Below are 20,464 nucleotides of genomic sequence, written 5' to 3'. Positions count from 1 at the left end.
CTTTCTATTCTAAAAATGGACGGTCCTCGTTGATCTGGATTAATTGTATGGTTTTCGCTTTACCAGTTGCATCGTCAAATTCCAGTAAACAGCCACTCAAAATACCTCGTCCTCGTTCAACGACTTCAAAACGTTTCGGCAAAGCTGTTAAAAATTTTTCGATAACTGGTTCTCGGCGCATACCTAAAATTCCGTCATAAGGACCTGTCATACCTACATCAGTTAAATAGGCAGTTCCCTGCGGTAGAATCCGAGCATCATTGGTTTGTACATGCGTATGGGTCCCAATGACCGCTGAGACTTTTCCATCTAAGAACCATCCCATGGCTTGTTTTTCACTTGTCGTTTCTCCATGAAAATCAACGAAAATGATTGGCGTTCTTTTTTTTGCTTCGGCGATCAAGCGATCCATCTTGCGGAACGGATCATCTAAGTCGACCATAAAAGAACGTGCTTGCATGTTGATTACAGCTAGTTCTACTTGATTGACTTTCACGAATACCATTCCTTGACCTGGCGTTCCTTCAGGAAAGTTTGCTGGACGAACGATTTTTTTTGCTTGATCGATAAATTCAAAAATATCTCGGTTGTCCCAAGTATGATTGCCCATCGTGACAACATCTACACCGTCTTGTAAAAACTTTTTATAAATTTTTTCAGTTATTCCTCTTCCAGAAGCTGCATTTTCTCCATTTACGATTGTGACCTGTGGTTGATATTTCTTTTTTAAACGAGGAAGATAGGTTGTAATCATATCTCTTCCCATTGAACCTACTACATCACCAATAAATAAAACCCGCACACGTTTTCCTCTTCTCTTTTAACATCATTCTATATTATAGTTGTTTTTTTGTAGAAAGAAAAGGGCAGAAAAATCCTCTGCGTAACCCTCATCTGAAACTACTAAAAAACTAGCTGAAGTCAGTCTCCAACTAGTTCTTTTTACTATCCTAGATTATACTTGTTTATTTAAATCATGGAAAGTTGCTTCAATGCTTTCCAAATGCCATCTTCATCATTTGTATCAGTAACCAACTTCGCTTCTGCTTGTACCTCTGGAACTGCATTTCCCATTGCAACACCAATGCCTGACATACGCAGCATCTCCCGGTCATTTTGGCCATCACCGAAACTAATGATATCTTCTTGCGCAATTCCGACTTGTTCTGCTAGGTGTAAAATCGTGGCTGCTTTTGAACCGTCATGTGGAACAACATCCACACTTTTTTCATGCCAACGAACAAATCGAATCTTATCGTAACTAGAAAAATGATGATCGTAATTCTGATCAAAAAATGCTAAAGCTTGATAGATATCTTGTTCTTCCACAAAGTACTGATCAAGTTCAGGTAAAACAGCACCAAAAGAATGCATTGCCTCTTCCATCATTCCTACATGATTGGAAGAATAACGTTTGATATTATCTAGACTCACAAAAGCAGTATCGATATTTTTATCTTGTGCTTCTTTGACAAAATTGTCTAATTGTTCACGGTCAAGCAAATTTTTATAAACTTGTTCATGATCTAAAAATCCAGCAGCGCCATTACATAAGATATAATTTGTAAATGCTAGTTCTCGGATAACCTCTTGCGCATGGAAACGACTACGCCCAGTAGCAATCGTTACCAAATGTCCTGCTTTACGTAACTTATCCAAGGCTTCTCTTGTGCTGTCTAATGCTTGTTTATTTGTGTCCAGTAGCGTCCCATCAATATCAAAAGCAAATAATTTACGTTTCATTTTTTTAGTCGACTCACTTTCTTATAAATACTTGCTTGCTTCTCTTCTTGTCAAAGCAGACCATTCTTTTGTCAATTGTTCTTTTACCCAAGAAACATTTGTCTTGCTGTAATCGCGCAATGCCCACCCAATCGCCTTTTGAATAAAAAATTCCTTTGAGAAGCGATCTTCAGTAATCACTCGATCCAACAACAGCTGATTGGTAGCTTCTTTAAATCCTAACTGTAACGTAATTGCTATTCGCCGAAGCCAAAAATCTTCTTTTCTTTCAAACAAAAGAGAAACCGTCTCTAATTGTTCCATATGAAGTTTACACCATGTAGCATAAACTTTCCGCCAAGCATCAATCGTATCCCACCATGCTTTTTCCGGTACCAATACAGACAATTCGACCAACTCATCCAATGATAAACGTTTGATGTTTTGTTGAATCAAATCAATCGCCAGGTACTGATACTCCCGTTCTTTTTTTTCATAATAATAGAAAACAAGGAAAAAAAGGTCTGGAACATCAAGCACTTTGCTTTCACGCAAAAGTGTTTGTTGCAATTTCCAACGTTCTGGTTTGGGCACACCTGCAAATGAGAACTGATTTCTCATATACATTTCCATTGGATGTGCTTTTTCTTCATTTTTTTGAAAAACTAAAAGTTCCAAGACAGTCCTCCTTGAAAAATCAAGCCCGTATCTTAGGTGACAGCTGAAAAATCACTGTCACTACCTTTTAGTGGCTCTGTAGGTTGAAAATAGGCTGTGCTTACACAAGCATGATCCTTCATTTATTTCTTTTTAAGATTGGTACGTTTATTTTTCATGCTTTTAAAAGATACCCTCTTATTTTATAGAGTGAAACAAGGTTTGTAAAGCGTTTTTAAAGAGAAACGTACTTGACAGTTTCACCTTGTTTCCCTTATACTGGACTTTGTGTAAAATAATGCAGCGGAAAAATAATAATTTCGTCCCTAGTTCATTGCCCCGATTCGGGTTCAATTGCGTAACCGCGGCTGCAAAGGTGAAGATTGAAGAATGGACTACACGATTATGAATTTTTTATCGGATTATTTTACTCCAAAAACTAAATTTATTTTATTGGAGGAAATTTTAATGTCTCGTTATACAGGACCATCATGGAAAATTTCTCGTCGTCTAGGTATTTCATTATCAGGCACAGGAAAAGAATTAGCACGTCGCCCTTACGCTCCAGGTCAACATGGACCAAACAGCCGTGGCAAACAATCAGAATACGGTATGCAATTAACTGAAAAACAAAAACTACGTCACATGTACGGAATGAACGAACGTCAATTCCGTAACTTGTTCGTTAAAGCTAGCAAAATCAAAGAAGGTAAACACGGGGTTAACTTCATGATCTTACTAGAACAACGTTTAGACAATGTTGTTTATCGTCTAGGTCTTGCAACTACTCGTCGTCAAGCTCGCCAATTAGTTAACCATGGTCATGTGATGGTTGATGGCAAACGCGTTGATATCCCTTCATACCACGTTGAAGTTGGTCAAGTGATCTCAGTTCGTGAAAAATCACAAAACATGACAACAATCAAAGAAGCTGTTGAAGCAACTGTTGGTCGTCCAGCATTCGTAAGCTTCGATGCTGAAAAATTGGAAGGTTCATTAACTCGTTTACCAGAACGTGACGAACTATATCCAGAAATCGACGAAGCTCTTGTCGTTGAATACTACAACCAAAGCCTATAATTTTCAAAGCTTTGGCTTACAAGCCCACTATCTATTCGATAGTTGGGCTTTTTTTATGTAGATTTCCCTCTCTCTTTTCTAGCTCTCTTCTTTATTTGAATTTGATTCGCCCGTGTAACTCTCCTGGAATCATATGTTGAGACTTGCCAAAAAGTTCAAAATGAAACAATGTTTAACTGAACATATAACCTATCCTCAAAGGAAGATAGACTAATATTTTGAAGGAATACTTCGTTTATTTAAAAAATATACTTTACAAAAAATAATTTTTCTTATACAATTTCGTTAACTTAGAAAATAAAAACGGTTAACAAAGGAGAACTTATGACAAAATCACTCAAAGAACTCATTCTTGCTGCAGAATTTGCAGCGATCATTGCCGTTCTTTCACAATTCACTTTCCCTCTAGGTCTAATTCCTTTGACTGGACAGACTTTTGCCATTGGTTTAACTGCTACTTTCCTTGGTAAGAGAACAGGAACTGTCTCCGTCTTGATCTATCTTTTATTAGGTCTTATTGGGTTACCTGTTTTCTCGGGGATGTCTGGAGGGATTGGTGTATTATTCGGTCCTACCGGTGGCTATCTAGTTGGTTTTATCCTCCAGTCTTGGCTAATTGGATTTATCATGGAGAAAGTCGGTTCTCGCTATCCTCTGACAATATCCGCAAACTTAGTTGGTTCAGCAGCCGCATTATGCTGTGGCATGCTTTGGTTAATGATCAGTAGCAGTCTTTCTCTTCACACTGCATTTTTAAGTGGATTTCTTCCTTTTATAATCCCTGAAGCAATCAAATCGATTGCTGCCGCTTCGGTAGGTCTGTTTCTAAAAAAACGTTTGTCTCGACTTCAGTTGTTTAGTATGGATAAATAACTAGACAAAACAACTACTACGTTGTATTCCTTTACGACAATTTTTTAAATAAAATTGTCACTGATTCAAACTGATTGTGACATTACCTAAATTCCTTGAATTGTTGATAAATAAAAAAAGCTTACAATCGTAAGCTTTCAGACTATAGACAAAGTACTTATTTATAGTGCTTTGTCTTTTTTATACGTTAAAACAGAACGATAAATTGGAGCTGTACCCGATGCTTTCAAAACAAAGTAAGTTTAAAGATCTCTATAAAAAAAGAGAAGAAACGATTGAACGAATATTCAGCACCACAAAAGAATTTCATGGATTACGTTATACCAATCAAATAGGAATTGTAAAAATACACATGAAAATCGGGCTTACTTTTGCTTGTCTAAATATGAAAAAGCTAAATCAAAAAATATCAAGCGAAAAAAGAGTATTTTTCTAAAGAAAAGAAGACAAATTTTTCTTTTGTTTTTGAAAATAGACATATAAAAAAGAGGTTGAGACAAAAGTGTTCAGCATCAAGAAATAAGAAGGAATTTCCGAAAATTGCTTCTCAAATTTTTGGTAAATTTCGGCTTATTTCCGAAGATGCTACTTTTGTCTCACCGTTTATTCGTTTTTAGAGATACTAGAAGAGACTGAGACAACTTTTGTCCCAGTCCCTTCAATCTAAAAGCTTTCAATCGTAAGCTTTTTTATCTTCTATTTTTAGACTTAGCTAAATCGTCGTTTATTTTTTTAGATCTACTTTTTGTCCGACCCAATAAATGATGACTCCTCCCACTAGCATGGAAGCTAGCTCACCCAAAGCAACAGTTCCCCAAGTGAAGAAAAAGGGTAATTGATAGAATAGCTTCAATTGTCCAGCAACTGTAAACATAGAAAATGCAAAGACCAAAGCTGTAATCACCATTTTTATTTTCATGTTTCTTACTCGTTTTGTTATCTCATAGTTAATCAATAAGACGAGTAAGGTGCTGATACTACCAACTACTACATCAATCCATCCCAATGGAGAGGAAAGATTGGCTAAAGCAACACCTAGCGTGATAGCCAAAATATACTTTTTATTATAGAGCGACAAATAATTGAACATTTCGGAAAGACGTATTTGAATGGCACCAAAACTGATAACTGACAACACGAATGTAACTGCCACATATAAGCCTGTTACAAGTGCCATTCGAGCAATTTCTGCTGTGGCAAAACGATTAGTAGAACGAATTTTCTTTTGATCCATATTCTTTCTCCTTTACAAGGTCGTGATACAATCGATCATCCTTGTGGTCAAAAATGCCACAAAAGATCTCGTCTCTCTCAACTCTTGGTAATAACTACGACCAAAGGATGGGAATTGACTTCCAACTGAAGTGCCGTAGTGCGAATAAATTCGCTAATCATAGCTTATCTGAAAACAATAAAAAAGACAAAATCATTTTAATAACCAACCACCGTCGATTGGAATGATCGTCCCTTGGATATAGCTTGCTTGAGGGGTCGCCAAGAACAACGTTAATTCAGCAACTTCCTCTGGTTGCGCCCACCGTTTAACAGGTGTTTCATTCGCCACCCATTCTGCCATCTCACCATTTCCTGCAAAATCAGCTGCATTCATAGGTGTTTGAATTGCTCCTGGCGCAATCCCTTTGATACGAATACCTTGAGAAGCATAATCTAATGCTAATTGTTTCGTAAAACCAACGATCGCATGCTTTGCGCTGGTATAGGCAATCCCGCCACCACCACCGACAAAGCCAGCAATTGATGCCATATTGATGATTGTCCCTGTTTCTTCCTCAAGCATGTCTGGAAGGATCAAGTGCGTCAGCTGAAACATACTCTTGACATTAACAGCAAACACTCGATCCCATAAAGCTTCATCTGTTTCCAACAATGGCTGGTACTCATCTAAAATTCCTGCTGTATTCAGCAAGATCGCAACTTTTCCAAACGTTTCATGACACTGTTCAATCGCCTTTTTTAATAATGAGTAATCCGTGATATCACCTAAAAAATAAGCAAAGGTTTCAGAAAATTGCTGGGATAGATCGTCCATTCGGCCTAATTGCTGATCAAAACCAAACACCCGCGAACCTTGTTCTAAAAAGGCTTTAGCTTGTGCCTGTCCGATACCTGAAGCTGCTCCAGTGACAAAAACAACTTTCTCTGTTAGATCACTGTATCTATTTTTCATTCCACAATGATCCAATCTTCAGCTAAAATGTCACAGACTGTAGGCGCAAAACTGGAAAATCCTTCGTCACTTGTTTTGATTAAAAAGTAAGGGGTAACGGGACAACCGTCAAATTCTTCTCCTGAAACAAGAACGACATACAATTCAAAACCACTCCAACCTTTTCGAATTACTTTATTCCCTTTTTTTAATGCTGGTAAAATTTCTTCAAATGTCATTTATTTCGTTCCTTTCTTTGTCTTTTCGGTCTTGGATCAACACAAATTTTTGGTACAATTGGATATAATCGTTTAACTGTAACTCTCCAGTCACGATAAAGTATTCTAAATCAGACCATGGCTTACGATGCACTTTGCTCGTTGAAAGTAATAAATCAACTTCTCGTCCCCGATAATCTGTTGGTAAAAATTTCAAACAATAAACATTTCGAAAAAAACGATGTAAGTCTTCTATTAACAACTGCTCTTCAAACAGAGGGAAATCTGTCATCAAAAGAATCGTGATCTGCGGTAACTTTGGTGTAAATGCACCCATTGTCTTTAAAACCGTTAAATACCGCCCCATCAAAAAAGACGTATTTTGAAATGCTAGCTGATCCACTTTTTGCTCGGTCTCAAAAAACAAATCGAGCCACTGGATAATTTCACTATTTTCGATTATCAAATGATTTATAAAGTCACTGTCGTTCCCATCAATGGTTTCCTTAGCTTCTGGAAAAAGATAGGCAAATAAATGACTACTAAAAAGATAGGTTTCAGCTTCTTTTGTTAAGGGTTCTTCTGACAATCCTTGTTCCACTTGATAGAGAGCTAATGCTTCTTTTGCTTCATAAAGTGCATGGTAGGGTGGTGTTTGTCTCCTTCGATGGAAAGCAAACATTTCTTCTCGGATGTCTTCATCCGTATAGTACTCTTCTCGTGTCATCAAAACTAAAAATAACGCACCTAATTCTTCTTCATTTTGAAAATAGTTAGGAAACACTGGTTGCATCCAATGACAAAATTTTTGAAACATAGGATTATCAGTAATCAGTTGTCGCTTTCGTTCGTTTAACGATACGTAATGCTTCTGAGATTTACGCAAGAAGAAAGCTCCTAACATATACTCTAGTCTTCTTTTTTTGATCTCATTAAGGCGAACATTGAAAAAAGCCATGATTTGTTCAGCAATTTTTTTCACATCTAATTGTGAAATCGTTACAAAAGGCCAAATTTTCCCACGAAACAACTGCCAAAACGTCATGTGAAGGTAAAGCCGGATGATTTCTTCTTCTCCTTGCACCACATAAGTCCCACGTTGTAAATAAATCCCGTAATTTTTTAATTGTTCTCTCCACTCGTTGATTTTTCGACGCGCAGTTGATTCGCTGATATATTGTTTTTGAGCAAATTGATAGATCGTATGAAACTCTTCAAAAAAAATATCGTGCAATAGCTGGTATTTCAGCGTACTTTGCACGAGAAAAATCAAAAAACGCTCATGTTCGATAGAATCAAGCGTATCATAAAAGGAATAGCCAGAACGAGGGGTTTTCATAAACAATGTTTGAGAGCTCTCGTTGAACTGATGGTAATTTTTTGTTAATTCGTTTAAGTACTTAGCGACACTTCTTGCATCTAATTGGACTGTTTGTGCCAGTTCAGCAATCGTGTGCCACTGATGATCCTCGAAACTTTCCAGCAGGAGAATTTTATAATAAAGGTCTTTATCAAATCGTTTTAAATATTCAGATGACAAATACAACTTTTACCACTCCTTTATGCTAGAACGTTTTTTTCATTGTAGCATAAATCCTGGGAAACAACATCAAAACAGGTTAGTAAAAAACTGAAATAATAATGGTAATAAAAAGACGGTCAGCATGCCATTGACGCCAATGGCTAAGCCTGAAATAATCCCTTCGATCTCACCCAATTCGATTGCCTTTGCTGTACCAATCGCATGAGAGGTACTTCCTAACGCAACCCCCTTAGCAATCGGACTGCTGATCTTAAAAAGACGAAAGATATGAGTAGCGATCAACGACCCAAAGATACCAGTAGAAACAACAATTGCAAGCGTGACCGCATTGATTCCTCCCATCGTATGAGAAAGATCAACAGATATCGCTGTTGTCACTGATTTAGGTAGCAGAGAAATGACCATCGCTTTTTTTAATGTAAATAAATAGCCAATACCCACACTGACTAAGCAATTAGCTACGATCCCCGCTAAAATTGCCGCAATGACTGGGAAAAAATTTTCTTTTAACAAATGAAAATTTTTATATAAAGGAATAGCTAATGCAACTGTTGCTGGCGTGATCATCATGGTCAAAAAATTCCCACCCACATTATAATCCTGGTAACTGATTCCAGAAAAATGAAGAAAAAGAATGATCACTAAAATAGACAATACTAACGGATTGATAATCGGCAATTTATACTTGCGTAAAAATTTATCTGATAATACGTAGACACCTAACGTTAAGCTTAATCCAAATAATGGGTTACGAATAAATTCAGTCAATTTGTTGCTCCTTCCTTTTGATTTTCTGCAACTTTTGGCTACTTGTTTGTTTCAATTGAACAGATTGTAACATTTTTTCTACTACTTCTGCCGTTTTGCCTGCTACGACCATCGTTACGATCGAACAGATCACTACCGCACCTAATAAAATAGGCCAAATTGTCGCAATATCACCAAAATAGTCAAGTAAACCTACCCCTGCCGGGACGAATAAAATCGTTAAATTATTTAATAAAAAATCACCTGTTCCTCCTAAATGCTCAGGCTTTACTAGTCGCATCTCAAAAGCTAGGAACAAAAATAAGATACCTAGGATACTTCCAGGAATTGGTAAATGGAACAATACACGAGTTCCTTCACCTAAAACTGAGAAAAAGAGGATAATAAAAAATTCTTGAAAAAATTTCATCTATGAAACACTCCTTATTGTTAGCTTTCATTTTACTAACAATATTTTTCTGAAATTTTCAAATTGTGCTGTTTCTAAAGTACAATATTTGAAAAATATAATCGTTTTTTTTTGGTATATTTATAATTAAGGTTGGTGTTTTGTGGGAAAGTTCCATACGTTGTTTTGGAAGTTGGTCAGATTTCTTTTATACATAGAAATCATTTTTTTATCTGCACTTATTTATGACCAATAAAAACGTCGGATGCGAAGCACTACACCTATTGTGTTGTTGTTTCTTTTTTTTTGCATTTTTATAAATTTTGGAGGTATATATGGATTATTCACTTATGACCCGTCTTGTGGCGGAAATGATCGGTACAGCTTTATTAATCATTCTTGGGAATGGTGCTGTAGCAAACGTAGATTTAAAAGGAACAAAAGGTTATGGAAGTGACTGGATGTTGATCGCTGTAGGTTATGGCTGTGGTGTAATGATGCCAGCAATGATTTTTGGTGGTATCAGTGGAAATCATATTAACCCAGCGTTCACAATTGCTCTTGCCTCAAATGGTTTATTCCCATGGGCTGAAGTATTACCTTATATTGCTGCTCAATTGATTGGTGCCGCAATTGGACAATTGATCGTTGTAGCTTGCTACAAACCTTATTATGATCAAACAGACGATGTAAACCATGTATTAGGTACTTTCTCAACAATCAACAGTGTTGGTTCTAAATTCAATGGTTTTGTTAATGAATTCTTTGGATCATTTGTTTTATTCTTTGGTGCACTAGGAATTACTAAAGCACCTTTCTTCCAAGACAATCTTGGTACAGCACACTTAGCTCTTGGTTTCTTAGTATGGACGTTAGTTGCTTCTCTCGGCGGACCTACTGGACCTGGTTTGAACCCAGCACGTGACTTCGCACCACGTTTAGTCCACGCATTGTTACCATTAAAACATAAAGGTTCATCACAATGGGGTTATGCATGGGTACCTGTTGTTGCACCGATTTGTGCTGGTATCGTTGCTGTCTTCTTATACAAATTCTTATTTATGGCTTAATTTATCAAAAAAACTTGGAATCACTTCGATTCCAAGTTTTTTTATTTGGAGAAAAAATTGATTTCTGTCCTCTTTTAACCTATGTCATACTATGCAAAGAACGCAAAATAAATTGCAGACTTTACTATTTATTTTATAAATGGAGGAACTCCTATGCCTTACGAAACAGAGCTTCAACGACATCTTGATATATTTGCTCTTTCTTTATCATTAAAGAAAAATAATAGATGGTCTCCGGAAGATGATAAAGTGAATTACCCACTTTTATTTTCTATTTATATTAAAATGATCCAACAAGATGAACAAGAATTTTTTGTACGTAAGCAAGACAAATTAAAAATGATTCAGTCACTCAACCGAAGCAAGGATTTCTATTCTTTTACTCGTCACACACAACTTTTTCATACTTTAAAGCGGATGATTTCAAATGATCCTCGAGATTTTATTCTTTTGCCCTTATCTTATAGTATAAAGAAAAATAAAAAAAGTGGTCATGTTTCCGGAGCACTCATCTACAAAGAAACGAAAAACTATAGAATTATTCTAGTGGATAAAAGGAAGCACCTGTCAAACTCATCTGTAAATATGGTTAAAATTCCTTCGGAGAAAATGGCTCCCCTTTGTAAAGAATTGTTTGCACAGAGAGATCATCCTAAACTCGAAACTTGTTATGATATTCTGTACAGAATTATTGACCATTCCTCTTCTAACAGCTTTTCGTCACTAGACTATACGATGCATGAACAAAAAGAAGGAAATTGTGTGGTCAAAGAAATAGAAGCTACTGCAAAAACTGCGCTCTTACATTGCCGCCATGACCTTCTTGCTTCACAAGGTAAAAAAAAATTAAAATGGAGTGATGTTCCCGAGTCCACTTTGGAGATGCAAAAACGTTTTTTAACTGTGATCAAATCAAAATACATAAAATCTCCTCTTCCTGATTATTTCTTTGAAATTTACAAATTGAGAAAACGAGCGAATGATGAACATTCGCCTTTAACAACGACAGAAAAAAAAAGAATACATGAAATATACAAAAAAATATTTGCCGATCATCCAGAAATTCAAGAAATCTTCAAAGAAACGCCTTCTAGTAACCTTTCAAAAGTAGAGAAACCAATACACTTAAACAAAGCAATTATAGCAGATCCGAAAATGGGTAAGTATCCAAAAGCTGGCAATACCAAAAATATGATCAATATTTTTGAAAAAATAACTGACGAAAAAAATAGGATAGCTAACGGATTAAGAACCGAAAAAAGGACGCCAAAAGATGAGTTCATTCGCTAAAGGGGATAATGTGAAATCAATAATCCGATTGTGCTCAACAAGAAAAAATAAACGAGCGCCTAGCTCCGCAATAAATAGTTAGACCGTGACCGTTCTAACCCTATTTTCAAAAAATGATATCACTCGTTGACAATGGAATAAAAAGCCATGACAACCCTTCTAATAAGAAATGGTCGTCATGGCTTTTGCAAACTCTTCGTACAAATGTTCATTGCGGTAGCGATTAAACTCTGGGTCGTGTTTTCGTAATAGCGTGCGTAACTTCATGGGATGATAACTATCGATCAAGTGATTTTCTCGTACAAACTCCCTCGTCAATTGCCATTCATAATAATAGCCAAAAGGACGGCAACTATAGCGGGTACCATGAATGATTTTATCTTCAAAACGACGATGGGTATGTCCAAAAACAACCTGTTTGATATTATCGTATTGATCTAATAGTTGTCCAAAAGAAGCGGAACCTAAAAAAGCATTTAAGTTGTTCCAGCGTTCGTATGGAGCGTTTTGATAGACAATAAAGTCTTTTTTAGGAACAAAATGTGTCGCTAAAATAACGTCCAGTTTTTTTGCTTCTAACTGGTCTAGTAACTTTTTCATTGCTATCAGAACTCGAGCGTTGACTTCAATGTCAGTTCCCTCTCGTTTAATAAAACGATCATACCAGTAAAGGTTCTTCATGCGCAGAATTTGTTTATTTTCTTTTAATTCTGAGAATTGATAATCATACCAACCATTCATCCCAAGTAGGACTGTCTGCTTATTCAACGCCAGATATCGTTCATTTAAAAAGTGAGAATCCGGGAAATGATTCATCATTTCTTCTCCCTCAACATCTGCCAATTCATGGTTCCCAAAGTTGAACGTTGTAGAAATTCCTTTTTTGGCAAAAAATTCAACAACTGCTTGGCAAAGATCGACTTTATTCGCCACATCTCCTGCTAAGTGAAGCCGTGTGATCCCTTTGTCTGTGAGAACCTTCCACAAAATCAGCCATTCTTGTTCACTAAACTGATTGATATCTACATGTAAATCGCTGATAATTGCCAAGTTTCCCATACGCTTACCTTCTGTCTCCTATTTTCTACTCGTGATGTATGATTTGAAGATTACCTTTTAGTAATCCACTGGGGCCTTTTAACTGTAAACTCTTATAAGTCGGTTCAACTGCAATTGTCGTCGGATCATCTAGATACATCAATGCACTTTTTTTGATGTAGATTGGTCCAACAGCTGTTTCTACTTTGACAGAGTATAAACTCAAATCTTTTGTTGTCTCTTTCTTTACGAGAATCAAACGAAAGGATGTATCAATCTGACAAGTTACTCGACTGTCGGCAAAAGGACCATCTCCGTCTTCAATATCAAGTAATAACTGTTCATCTTCATTTTGTTGTGCTAATAATTTTTCTTTTGCTTCATTTGTTAGTAATAATTCCATTCTTATCACCTCAAACTTAGCTTAATGATTTTACAACTCAGATGCAACTAACTTGTTTATGCTACACCTTTATCAACTTCTACCTGCTTGCCATTCTTGTCGTGTCAATCCTCGCAAGACAACTGAAACGATTTTTCCTTTGAAACGCCTTGCATCAGGGATGATTCCTTCTTTTTTCATCCCAAGTTTTTCCATTACACGCCCCGACTTAGGGTTTTCTGCATCGTGATAAGCAAAGATCCGAACCAAGTTTAACTCTTCAAATCCTAATTTTATCAATGCTTGACTCGCTTCTGGAACAAATCCTCTTCCCCAATAGTTCTTATTCAGTGCATATCCGATCTCTGCGTTATCTTCATTTTCTTGTACTCTTAAATCAATTGTCCCGATGAATTGTTGATTTTCTTTTAATTCAATACCGTACTTCCCTAAAGGTGCTGACATAAAATAATTAGCGATGCTGTTTTTCGTATCTTCAACGGATTGATGTGTTGGAAATACAAACCGTGTCGTTTCTTCATCATGAGCATAGTCATACATGTCTTTTGCATCATTTAATGTAACGGGGCGTAAAATCAAGCGCTCTGTTTCAATACGTTGATGTTGCGCAAAAACCAAATTTCGATTGATCAATTGTTCCATCGCTATCCTCACCTTTTGCTTTTTCGTTTTCTTAACTGTAGCGAAATTTGTTATAACTTTCAACTACTTCCGTCGAAAGAATTCTTAAACCTGCCTAAAATAAAGGACTGGAAAGTTCAAAATAAAAAATCCTTAATCATTGCTTGAAAAAGAATAATTTTTTGTTCACGTTTTATTAACATCTTTTCGTTATCGTTGAAATAACCAATAAATACAATGGATATCGGAGGAGTTCCTATGAGAGAATATACGAAAAAAATCTATTTTATTGAAGAAACCCAAAATATTGAAGGATCTTATATTGAAGTAAAAACCTTATTTGTCAACGAGGATAAAGAACAAGCCCTCACGACATTTAAACAATTATCAAAAAAACTAATGCCTTCTTTTGGCTTGGTACTAGGTGAGTATAAAATCAAAGCCGGAAAAAGTTATTTTTCCCAATTGTTAAAACGGTGGGCACATTTACCGGCTGAATTTTATCGTACGATGACAATTTTAAATTACCAAACATTAGCTGAAACAAAAGGATAAAAATTTAAGTTTTATTTATGTTTCGTTTAGTATCCTTATCAACACCATAGGAGGCGAACGAGATGATAAAAAAATTTTTCACACGATTATTTACCCAGCATCAACCTAGAATTAATCCTTATGAAGTCGAAAATGAATTTATGTTGAAGACAGACTTCCCTAAATGCTACTAATAGCTTGCTTTATAACCAAAAGAGAGACTGACAGATTATTTTCTGACAGTCTCATTTTTTCTCCTATTTAAATCTTCTAAATATATATATCTATATACAAATCCATAACCATTAATCTTCCTTAAAAAAAAATGTACTTTTATTAAACAAGCTTATGTTCTAGAAAAGTATTTCTCTTGCTTTACAACATATGATTGTAACGAAGGCTCAGTTCTTTGTTGTCTAGGTAAGGTAAGAATATCTCCCATTTTTTTTAATTGAGGTATAGAAGGTGGCATTTGTTCATTGTTGATTCCTACAATACGAGAATCTTTTTTAAATTCTTCAACAATTTTATTCCGTTTATAAAGCCTCCAATTTCTTTTATAAATATTGTTATATCTTCTTTTTAAAACTATGTATTTTATTTTTTTATATATATTATTTTTTCTTTGACTTCGTATTTTTTCTAATTTCATCATCTTCTGTTGTAATTTTACATTTTTTGGATGATTTTTTCGCTTCAGATAATAATTGTTAAAAATATAGTCAAAAGACTTATTTTGTTCATGTTTATTAGTTTTCAAAGCCTTAAGAAATCGTTTTCTCATCTCTAAAGTTGAATTAGGGCAAGAGTTCCATTTAGGTCTCAATGTTGGTTTAGAATGAGAATATGACAGAATACTTTTTTGACAGTTAAAAAGAGCTACTTTAAGTGTAGATTCTACCTCGTTAACAACGCAGTTTCCAACATTTTGAGGTGACATATCAACGTTAAGCCTAGAAACACACTTTTTTGTTGATATGTGAACTAATTTCTTTAATTCTTCGAAAGGTTGTATCGTTGGTAGAGCAAACTTATTACTTAAATAAAGTACATGATTAAGCTGATCTATTCTTTCAGCATAGATGGTTACAAGTCCAACAGGAAATTGATGATTAAATAGTTTCGCTTTATCAACCATTACTACGTCATAACAATTTCCATGTTTATATATTATTAATCCAGAACAATGTCCTTTACCAGAATAAAGAGGATAGGCAAGTGGTACAATCAAAAATGACGTAGGATCATTTGTTTTAAGACTTTCCAGTATTTGTAACGATGCAGTAGTACTTGGTGCATTACAAAAATCTAGTGTTTTTGTTAATGACGAAAGAATGTGTTCTTTCCTATTTTCATCAATAAAGAACCTATCAGTATCCTGTTCAATCATTTTTTTGTAGGTAGAAAGTAGCATCACTTCGTCCTCTGTGCCAGTATCACCGTCTCTCTTGTACTCTTTGACAGCATCTTCCATTCTATAGTATAAGTTGGTATTATGTTTTAACCCTAAGGTCAGGGCTAAAAGCTCATAACGACGTTGATAATCATCCATATAATTCAATTCCTTTCATATGTAGAGATTAAGATGAATAATTTAAAAAACTTTATTCGATTCATTAGTGGGAGTTGCTAACAAATATAGCATAGTTGAAGATATAATATTCATTAATTTTTTCCTCAAGAAAGAAATAGTTGTTCTAAGCTTACATAAATATGAGCACATCCCGTTATGACTATAAAAAAGATTACTCCACCATCTATAGAATCTAATATTTTTTTATATATAAAGAAAATGAGACCGATAACAATCGTCCCATCTCGTTTTTACTTTATTTCAAGGCTTGAGCAACATCTTCAATCATTAATTTCATGGATTCTAAGCCTCCACCACTTAGATACCAAACGTCTGGCTGTAGCGAAATCACTTTATGATGTTTACCTGCATCCGTTTGTGCAATCAACTCATTCGCAGCGACATTATCCTTACTGTCATCGCCACCGATCGCTTTCGTACGATCTACCACAAAAAGAATACCAGGATTTTTGTCTAATACATATTCATAAGAGACGCTTTGTCCATGAGTAGAAGCTTCAATATGTTCATCTGCTTGTTTAAAACCAAAGACATCATGAACAAGTCCGAAGCGTGATCCTGAACCATAGGCGGATAATTGTCCTTCATTGACTAACGTCACTAACGCAGTTTGATCAAGATTACTTGTTTTTTCTTTTATCTCATTGATTTTTTTAGTTAAATCGGTAAGTCCTGCCTCGGCTTGATCTTCTCGATCAAAAATCTTTCCTAAGGTTTGAACATTTTGTTGTATCGATTCCCATGGCTTGCTTGAATCAACAGCTAAATATAAAGTAGGCGCAATTTTGTTTAATTCCTCTTGATAATCGCTTTGTCTACCTGAGATAATGATCAAATCAGGTTGCATTTGGTTGATTTTTTCTAAATCAGGTTCTTTAAGTCCGCCTGCGGAATCCACTTCTTTATATTTTGCCAAATAGTCTGGTAAATTCTTCGTGGCCGCACCAACGACTTTATCCCCCACTCCTAATGCATCCAAAGTATCTAAAGAACCATTATCAAAGACGACGACTTTTTGAGGTTTTTGTTTAACTTCAATTTTCTCACCGTTACTGTCTTTTACGGTCAAAGAAGATTGAACTTCTCCGCCGCTGGTTTTCGTATTTGTCGTAGTACTCCCCGCATTGCTACCACATGCTGCTAACGCTACTGTTGCTACTAATAAAAAACTGACAACTAATTTTTTCATTCCGATTCTCCTTCTGCTATTTTAAAAATAAAGACAGAATCTGCGTCCTTCAATCTCGCAAACTCGAATGTCCATTTCATATAATTCATCTAAGATGTTCTTTTGGATAATTTCATTGGTGGCTCCTTGAATAAACAGTTCCCCATTTTTCATGGCAATGATCTCATCCGCATAGCTTGCTGCAAAATTGATATCATGAAGCACAATAATGATCGTTTTCCCTAAATCTCGAACTAAGTGTTGTAAAATTTGCATGATCTGAACAGCAAAATTCATATCCAAATTATTTAACGGTTCATCAAGTAAGATATAATCGGTATCTTGGGCTAACACCATCGCTATATAAGCTCGTTGTAATTGCCCACCCGAAAGCGTATGAATCATCTGGTTTTTTAAGGAGGTTAAACCTAAGTGCTGCAAAGATTCCGCCACGATTAGTTGATCTTTTGTAGTCAACTTGCCTTTCGTATAAGGAAAGCGCCCAAATTCTACCAGTTCTTCCACTGTGATTTGCATACTAATGCCATTTGATTGGCGTAAAATGGCTAATTTTTGAGCTAATTCTTTTGATCGCCAGGCTTTCACTTCGTTATGATCAAGATAGATTTCCCCAGTATCTTTCGCAATCAAACGACTAATCATGGATAAAACCGTTGATTTACCAGCACCATTGGGACCAATAAAAGCCGTTAATCTTTGGTCATGGATAGAGACATCGACATCTTTGACTACCCGTTTGTCATGGTAACTTTTATTGACCTTTTTTAAATCGATCATCCAATTGTCTTCCTTTCTCGAATCAGTTTGATCATAAAGTACAGTCCTCCTGAAAATTCTACGATGACACTGACAGTGGTATTCCATTTAAAAATTTGTTCAACCAGCAGTTGTCCCCCCACCAAAAACAGTAACGCAACCAAAAAACTACCTAAAAACAACTCTCGATGCCGATAAGTCGCAAATAATCGATAACTAACATTCGCTACAATAAAACCTAAAAAAGTTAATGGTCCTACTAATGCCGTTGCTGTTCCTGTTAAAAGACTGACACCGCACAGGATTAAAAATTGAAATCGCTCTGTATCGATTCCTAAATTGATTGCCTGCTCTTGCCCTAGATGAAAAACGTCTAAATAACGACTTTTATAAAACAAAAAGAGCCATGTACCACTAATCAATATAGTTGCTGGTACTAGATAATGGCTAGGGATGTTCCCAAAACTAGCAAATAATTTCCCTTGTAATAAATCATATTCGTTTGGGTCCATCACCACTTGTAGAAATGTACTAATGCTGCTGAATAAAGTCCCTAAGATGACACCAGTCATCAAAAGCAAAAACAAGTTCGTTTGCCCTCTCTTCAGTAAAAAGAAAAAGAGTAATTGACTCAGACCTACCATTAACGCAATATTTGTCAAAAAAAAGCCAATCCCTGTTTGCTGAAGCATGGTCACACCCCCAACGACAAAGAAAAGGACCGTTTGAACTAAGACATAGAGAGAATCTAGTCCTAATACTGAGGGTGTCAGAAACTGATTTTGGGTAATTGTCTGAAAACTGATCGTGGCACTACTGGTGGCTAACGCAACAAGTAAAAAAGCAACGATTTTTTTACTCCGTAAGGCCCAAGCAAATTGCCAATTTCCATAAGTGTTGATCGTTAAATAGCTCATAATCACTAAGAGGACAAGAAGCAACAGTCCAATGAATACGCCCCTTTTTTTAAGCATATTTTTTCCTCCTAACCAACAGATAGAGAAAAATAATTGCCCCGAAGATCCCCACGATCACACTTACTGGGATTTCGTAAGGGTAGATCACCAAGCGAGCAACGATATCACAAAAAAGTAAGAAAACACTTCCCAACAATGCAGTAATACCAATTGTTTTATGTACTTGATCTCCATATAAACGGGCTGTGATATTTGGAATGATTACCCCTAAAAATGGAATACTTCCCACCATGATCAAAACAATCGCACTAGCCAAAGAAACGAGACCGATCCCTAGTAACTGCATTTTTTTATAGTCAATCCCTAAATTGACCGCAAATGACTCCCCCAATCCAACAATCGTAAATCGATAAGCAAAGAAAGAAATAACGATTAATAATGGAACGGTTACATAAAGCAATTCATAATTTCCACGTATAATCGTGGCAAAATTCCCCTGTAACCAAGAAGACATATTTTGGATCAATTGAAATTGATAAGCAAAAAAAGTGGCAATGGAGCCGATGATATTACCTAACATGACACCGATCAATGGTAACATCAGTTGATTCTTTTGAGGTAACGTTTGTGCCAAAAAAAGAAATAAAAGTGTCCCACCAAAAGCAAACAAAAAAGCGGTAAATGAACGTAAAAGCAACGGTGCATTTGGTAAAAAAAGCATCACCACTAAAATACCCAATCTTGCACTATCCATCGTTCCAGCTGTGGTAGGCGAAACAAATTTATTTTGCGTCAAATGTTGCATGATCAAGCCACAAATACTGCTAGTTGCTCCTGCAAGGATCAGGCAAACCGTTCGTGGCAGACGAGTGGCAAGAAACAATTGCGTGCTTTGTCCTTTGAATTGAAGCAAATCAATTACTTGAATCGTTGAGACACCAATAAATAATGAGCTGATAGTCAGTAAACCTAACAACCCTATGAGCCAACCGTAGCGCATCAAATCCCTCCTGTAATTGATAATGATTCTCATTCTTATTCTAAGTGAACAGATGAACAAAAGCAACCGCTTTTTTTCCTTTCAAACTTCAATTGTTTGTATGTTATACTTTTATTAGCTATACAATGAAAAGGAGGATATTTTGATGTCAAAAGATGATGTACAAAGCCACTTAGATAAGGGGATGTATGGTACACCATTAGTTAATCCGGAGGAACAACATAAATATATGGGGACATTCCGTGAACGTTGCTATTTAAGTATGACTGTAGCTGAGATGAAAGATCCTATAAACAAAGAAAACTTTCTCAAAGAAATCGAAAAACAACCCGATGTTACGGTTCTTCTGAATGGCTCGCTACCTTTAACGATCCAGAATCAATATATCCAACTTGCTACCAAACAAAATGTACGCTTTACGATCGTTAATGATTATGTATCTGATGATCCCAATAGCTTTGGTTTATTAGTCGCTGCTAAAGAAGCGGTCAACGAGCCAGTCATTGATGTAGAAAAGAAATATCCCAAACAAGAGTCTCTTTCTCCAAAAGAACAGCCGAAGAAAAAAAGCTTTTGGGAACGACTATTTTAAGCTTATGCTGACTGTCATATTCCCCATAAAAGGCATGATACTCA

The 20,464-nt window shown here is 36.0% G+C and carries 23 protein-coding genes and 1 pseudogene; 7 read left to right on the top strand and 17 right to left on the bottom strand.

The genetic code is table 11. The features are described from left to right. Window positions 1-4 precede the first annotated feature (4 nt). The 3 genes from IGJ18_RS00720 to IGJ18_RS00710 form a co-directional block, all read right to left on the bottom strand. Complete coding sequence (locus IGJ18_RS00720; protein ID WP_010720381.1) at window positions 5-802, bottom strand: TIGR00282 family metallophosphoesterase; 798 nt, start codon at window positions 800-802, stop codon at window positions 5-7. 167 nt (window positions 803-969) lie between these two features. After that, window positions 970-1,743, bottom strand: a complete 774-nt coding sequence (locus IGJ18_RS00715; protein WP_438842729.1) for an HAD family hydrolase — start codon at window positions 1,741-1,743, stop codon at window positions 970-972. A gap of 21 nt (window positions 1,744-1,764) precedes the next feature. Further along, window positions 1,765-2,400 carry a DNA alkylation repair protein gene (locus IGJ18_RS00710; RefSeq protein WP_438842728.1) on the bottom strand — a complete coding sequence of 212 codons (636 nt, stop codon included), beginning with the start codon at window positions 2,398-2,400 and terminating at the stop codon, window positions 1,765-1,767. Between the two features lie 447 nt (window positions 2,401-2,847). Here IGJ18_RS00710 and rpsD point away from each other — a divergent pair, with 447 nt between their 5' ends. The 3 genes and pseudogenes from rpsD to IGJ18_RS00695 all read left to right on the top strand — a co-directional run. Continuing rightward, window positions 2,848-3,459 (top strand): 30S ribosomal protein S4, encoded by a 612-nt coding sequence (rpsD, locus tag IGJ18_RS00705; RefSeq protein WP_010720384.1) that lies wholly within the window; start codon window positions 2,848-2,850, stop codon window positions 3,457-3,459. 324 nt (window positions 3,460-3,783) lie between these two features. Then, window positions 3,784-4,332 (top strand): biotin transporter BioY, encoded by a 549-nt coding sequence (locus IGJ18_RS00700; RefSeq protein ID WP_010736828.1) that lies wholly within the window; start codon window positions 3,784-3,786, stop codon window positions 4,330-4,332. Between the two features lie 244 nt (window positions 4,333-4,576). Continuing rightward, window positions 4,577-4,729, top strand: a pseudogene (locus tag IGJ18_RS00695) (transposase); the annotation flags it as partial. Window positions 4,730-5,056: 327 nt separating this feature from the next. Here the strand turns inward: IGJ18_RS00695 and IGJ18_RS00690 are convergent. The 6 genes from IGJ18_RS00690 to IGJ18_RS00665 all read right to left on the bottom strand — a co-directional run bounded on the left by IGJ18_RS00690 (window position 5,057) and on the right by IGJ18_RS00665 (window position 9,437). Beyond that, the gene (locus IGJ18_RS00690; RefSeq protein WP_161652142.1) at window positions 5,057-5,566 is read right to left on the bottom strand and encodes a QueT transporter family protein; all 510 of its coding nucleotides are present in this window, start codon (window positions 5,564-5,566) and stop codon (window positions 5,057-5,059) included. A 192-nt stretch (window positions 5,567-5,758) separates the two neighbouring features. Further along, window positions 5,759-6,520, bottom strand: coding sequence for a 3-oxoacyl-ACP reductase (locus IGJ18_RS00685; RefSeq protein ID WP_161652143.1), 762 nt, complete (start codon window positions 6,518-6,520; stop codon window positions 5,759-5,761). Further along, window positions 6,517-6,738, bottom strand: coding sequence for a DUF2829 domain-containing protein (locus IGJ18_RS00680; RefSeq protein WP_010720389.1), 222 nt, complete (start codon window positions 6,736-6,738; stop codon window positions 6,517-6,519). Before IGJ18_RS00680 ends, IGJ18_RS00685 begins: the two co-directional genes overlap by 4 nt. Further along, complete coding sequence (locus tag IGJ18_RS00675) at window positions 6,728-8,263, bottom strand: helix-turn-helix domain-containing protein (protein WP_161652145.1); 1,536 nt, start codon at window positions 8,261-8,263, stop codon at window positions 6,728-6,730. The genes IGJ18_RS00680 and IGJ18_RS00675 overlap by 11 nt, the downstream gene beginning before the upstream one ends. 63 nt (window positions 8,264-8,326) lie before the next feature. Next, window positions 8,327-9,028, bottom strand: coding sequence for an LrgB family protein (locus IGJ18_RS00670; protein ID WP_010720391.1), 702 nt, complete (start codon window positions 9,026-9,028; stop codon window positions 8,327-8,329). After that, a complete protein-coding gene (locus tag IGJ18_RS00665) occupies window positions 9,021-9,437 on the bottom strand; it encodes a CidA/LrgA family protein (protein ID WP_010720392.1) in 417 nt (138 codons plus the stop codon). The genes IGJ18_RS00670 and IGJ18_RS00665 overlap by 8 nt, the downstream gene beginning before the upstream one ends. A gap of 314 nt (window positions 9,438-9,751) precedes the next feature. Here IGJ18_RS00665 and IGJ18_RS00660 point away from each other — a divergent pair, with 314 nt between their 5' ends. Both IGJ18_RS00660 and IGJ18_RS00655 read left to right on the top strand, forming a co-directional pair. Further along, entirely contained in the window at window positions 9,752-10,486 is a 735-nt protein-coding gene (locus IGJ18_RS00660) for an MIP/aquaporin family protein (RefSeq protein WP_010720393.1), read from the top strand. 153 nt (window positions 10,487-10,639) lie between these two features. Beyond that, window positions 10,640-11,776 carry a hypothetical protein gene (locus tag IGJ18_RS00655; protein ID WP_438842726.1) on the top strand — a complete coding sequence of 379 codons (1,137 nt, stop codon included), beginning with the start codon at window positions 10,640-10,642 and terminating at the stop codon, window positions 11,774-11,776. A gap of 159 nt (window positions 11,777-11,935) precedes the next feature. Here the strand turns inward: IGJ18_RS00655 and IGJ18_RS00650 are convergent, their stop codons facing one another. From IGJ18_RS00650 to IGJ18_RS00640, 3 genes are all read right to left on the bottom strand, one after another. Then, window positions 11,936-12,835 (bottom strand): metallophosphoesterase, encoded by a 900-nt coding sequence (locus IGJ18_RS00650; protein ID WP_438842725.1) that lies wholly within the window; start codon window positions 12,833-12,835, stop codon window positions 11,936-11,938. 25 nt (window positions 12,836-12,860) lie between these two features. Beyond that, complete coding sequence (locus IGJ18_RS00645) at window positions 12,861-13,217, bottom strand: iron-sulfur cluster biosynthesis family protein (RefSeq protein WP_438842724.1); 357 nt, start codon at window positions 13,215-13,217, stop codon at window positions 12,861-12,863. A 72-nt stretch (window positions 13,218-13,289) separates the two neighbouring features. Beyond that, window positions 13,290-13,859 carry a GNAT family N-acetyltransferase gene (locus IGJ18_RS00640; protein WP_010720398.1) on the bottom strand — a complete coding sequence of 190 codons (570 nt, stop codon included), beginning with the start codon at window positions 13,857-13,859 and terminating at the stop codon, window positions 13,290-13,292. A 237-nt stretch (window positions 13,860-14,096) separates the two neighbouring features. Here IGJ18_RS00640 and IGJ18_RS00635 point away from each other — a divergent pair, with 237 nt between their 5' ends. Next, window positions 14,097-14,393 carry a hypothetical protein gene (locus IGJ18_RS00635; protein ID WP_010720399.1) on the top strand — a complete coding sequence of 99 codons (297 nt, stop codon included), beginning with the start codon at window positions 14,097-14,099 and terminating at the stop codon, window positions 14,391-14,393. A 325-nt stretch (window positions 14,394-14,718) separates the two neighbouring features. Here IGJ18_RS00635 and IGJ18_RS00630 read toward each other — a convergent pair whose 3' ends face one another. From IGJ18_RS00630 to IGJ18_RS00610, 5 genes are all read right to left on the bottom strand, one after another. Then, window positions 14,719-15,924, bottom strand: coding sequence for a hypothetical protein (locus IGJ18_RS00630; RefSeq protein WP_438842723.1), 1,206 nt, complete (start codon window positions 15,922-15,924; stop codon window positions 14,719-14,721). 277 nt (window positions 15,925-16,201) lie between these two features. Continuing rightward, on the bottom strand, window positions 16,202-17,155 hold the full coding sequence (locus tag IGJ18_RS00625) for a siderophore ABC transporter substrate-binding protein (RefSeq protein WP_081128351.1): 954 nt from the start codon (window positions 17,153-17,155) through the stop codon (window positions 16,202-16,204). 21 nt (window positions 17,156-17,176) lie between these two features. Next, window positions 17,177-17,932 carry an iron ABC transporter ATP-binding protein gene (locus IGJ18_RS00620; RefSeq protein WP_228197267.1) on the bottom strand — a complete coding sequence of 252 codons (756 nt, stop codon included), beginning with the start codon at window positions 17,930-17,932 and terminating at the stop codon, window positions 17,177-17,179. Next, window positions 17,929-18,885, bottom strand: coding sequence for an iron chelate uptake ABC transporter family permease subunit (locus IGJ18_RS00615; RefSeq protein WP_409534684.1), 957 nt, complete (start codon window positions 18,883-18,885; stop codon window positions 17,929-17,931). Before IGJ18_RS00615 ends, IGJ18_RS00620 begins: the two co-directional genes overlap by 4 nt. Beyond that, a complete protein-coding gene (locus tag IGJ18_RS00610; RefSeq protein ID WP_010736816.1) occupies window positions 18,878-19,828 on the bottom strand; it encodes an ABC transporter permease in 951 nt (316 codons plus the stop codon). The genes IGJ18_RS00615 and IGJ18_RS00610 overlap by 8 nt, the downstream gene beginning before the upstream one ends. Window positions 19,829-19,973: 145 nt before the next feature. Between IGJ18_RS00610 and IGJ18_RS00605 the strand changes: the two genes are divergently transcribed. Then, on the top strand, window positions 19,974-20,420 hold the full coding sequence (locus IGJ18_RS00605) for a YueI family protein (RefSeq protein ID WP_010720405.1): 447 nt from the start codon (window positions 19,974-19,976) through the stop codon (window positions 20,418-20,420). The last annotated feature ends 44 nt before the right edge of the window (window positions 20,421-20,464 follow it).

Origin of the sequence: Enterococcus sp. AZ078, assembly GCF_051714985.1 — a bacterium.
Classification (GTDB): Bacteria; Bacillota; Bacilli; order Lactobacillales; family Enterococcaceae; genus Enterococcus_B; species Enterococcus_B hirae.
The sequence above is the reverse complement of the archived record's forward strand: the minus strand, read 5'-3'. Positions and strand labels throughout refer to the sequence as shown.

Excerpts from the sequence above, each read along its gene's own strand:
- IGJ18_RS00715 (WP_438842729.1), bottom strand. The coding sequence starts at position 1,743 with ATGAAACGTAAATTATTTGCTTTTGATATTGATGGGACGCTACTGGAC.
- rpsD (WP_010720384.1), top strand. The coding sequence starts at position 2,848 with ATGTCTCGTTATACAGGACCATCATGGAAAATTTCTCGTCGTCTAGGT.
- IGJ18_RS00700 (WP_010736828.1), top strand. The coding sequence starts at position 3,784 with ATGACAAAATCACTCAAAGAACTCATTCTTGCTGCAGAATTTGCAGCG.
- IGJ18_RS00690 (WP_161652142.1), bottom strand. The coding sequence starts at position 5,566 with ATGGATCAAAAGAAAATTCGTTCTACTAATCGTTTTGCCACAGCAGAA.
- IGJ18_RS00685 (WP_161652143.1), bottom strand. The coding sequence starts at position 6,520 with ATGAAAAATAGATACAGTGATCTAACAGAGAAAGTTGTTTTTGTCACT.
- IGJ18_RS00680 (WP_010720389.1), bottom strand. The coding sequence starts at position 6,738 with ATGACATTTGAAGAAATTTTACCAGCATTAAAAAAAGGGAATAAAGTA.
- IGJ18_RS00665 (WP_010720392.1), bottom strand. The coding sequence starts at position 9,437 with ATGAAATTTTTTCAAGAATTTTTTATTATCCTCTTTTTCTCAGTTTTA.
- IGJ18_RS00660 (WP_010720393.1), top strand. The coding sequence starts at position 9,752 with ATGGATTATTCACTTATGACCCGTCTTGTGGCGGAAATGATCGGTACA.
- IGJ18_RS00655 (WP_438842726.1), top strand. The coding sequence starts at position 10,640 with ATGCCTTACGAAACAGAGCTTCAACGACATCTTGATATATTTGCTCTT.
- IGJ18_RS00650 (WP_438842725.1), bottom strand. The coding sequence starts at position 12,835 with ATGGGAAACTTGGCAATTATCAGCGATTTACATGTAGATATCAATCAG.
- IGJ18_RS00645 (WP_438842724.1), bottom strand. The coding sequence starts at position 13,217 with ATGGAATTATTACTAACAAATGAAGCAAAAGAAAAATTATTAGCACAA.
- IGJ18_RS00640 (WP_010720398.1), bottom strand. The coding sequence starts at position 13,859 with ATGGAACAATTGATCAATCGAAATTTGGTTTTTGCGCAACATCAACGT.
- IGJ18_RS00635 (WP_010720399.1), top strand. The coding sequence starts at position 14,097 with ATGAGAGAATATACGAAAAAAATCTATTTTATTGAAGAAACCCAAAAT.
- IGJ18_RS00630 (WP_438842723.1), bottom strand. The coding sequence starts at position 15,924 with ATGGATGATTATCAACGTCGTTATGAGCTTTTAGCCCTGACCTTAGGG.
- IGJ18_RS00625 (WP_081128351.1), bottom strand. The coding sequence starts at position 17,155 with ATGAAAAAATTAGTTGTCAGTTTTTTATTAGTAGCAACAGTAGCGTTA.
- IGJ18_RS00620 (WP_228197267.1), bottom strand. The coding sequence starts at position 17,932 with ATGATCGATTTAAAAAAGGTCAATAAAAGTTACCATGACAAACGGGTA.
- IGJ18_RS00615 (WP_409534684.1), bottom strand. The coding sequence starts at position 18,885 with ATGCTTAAAAAAAGGGGCGTATTCATTGGACTGTTGCTTCTTGTCCTC.
- IGJ18_RS00610 (WP_010736816.1), bottom strand. The coding sequence starts at position 19,828 with ATGCGCTACGGTTGGCTCATAGGGTTGTTAGGTTTACTGACTATCAGC.
- IGJ18_RS00605 (WP_010720405.1), top strand. The coding sequence starts at position 19,974 with ATGTCAAAAGATGATGTACAAAGCCACTTAGATAAGGGGATGTATGGT.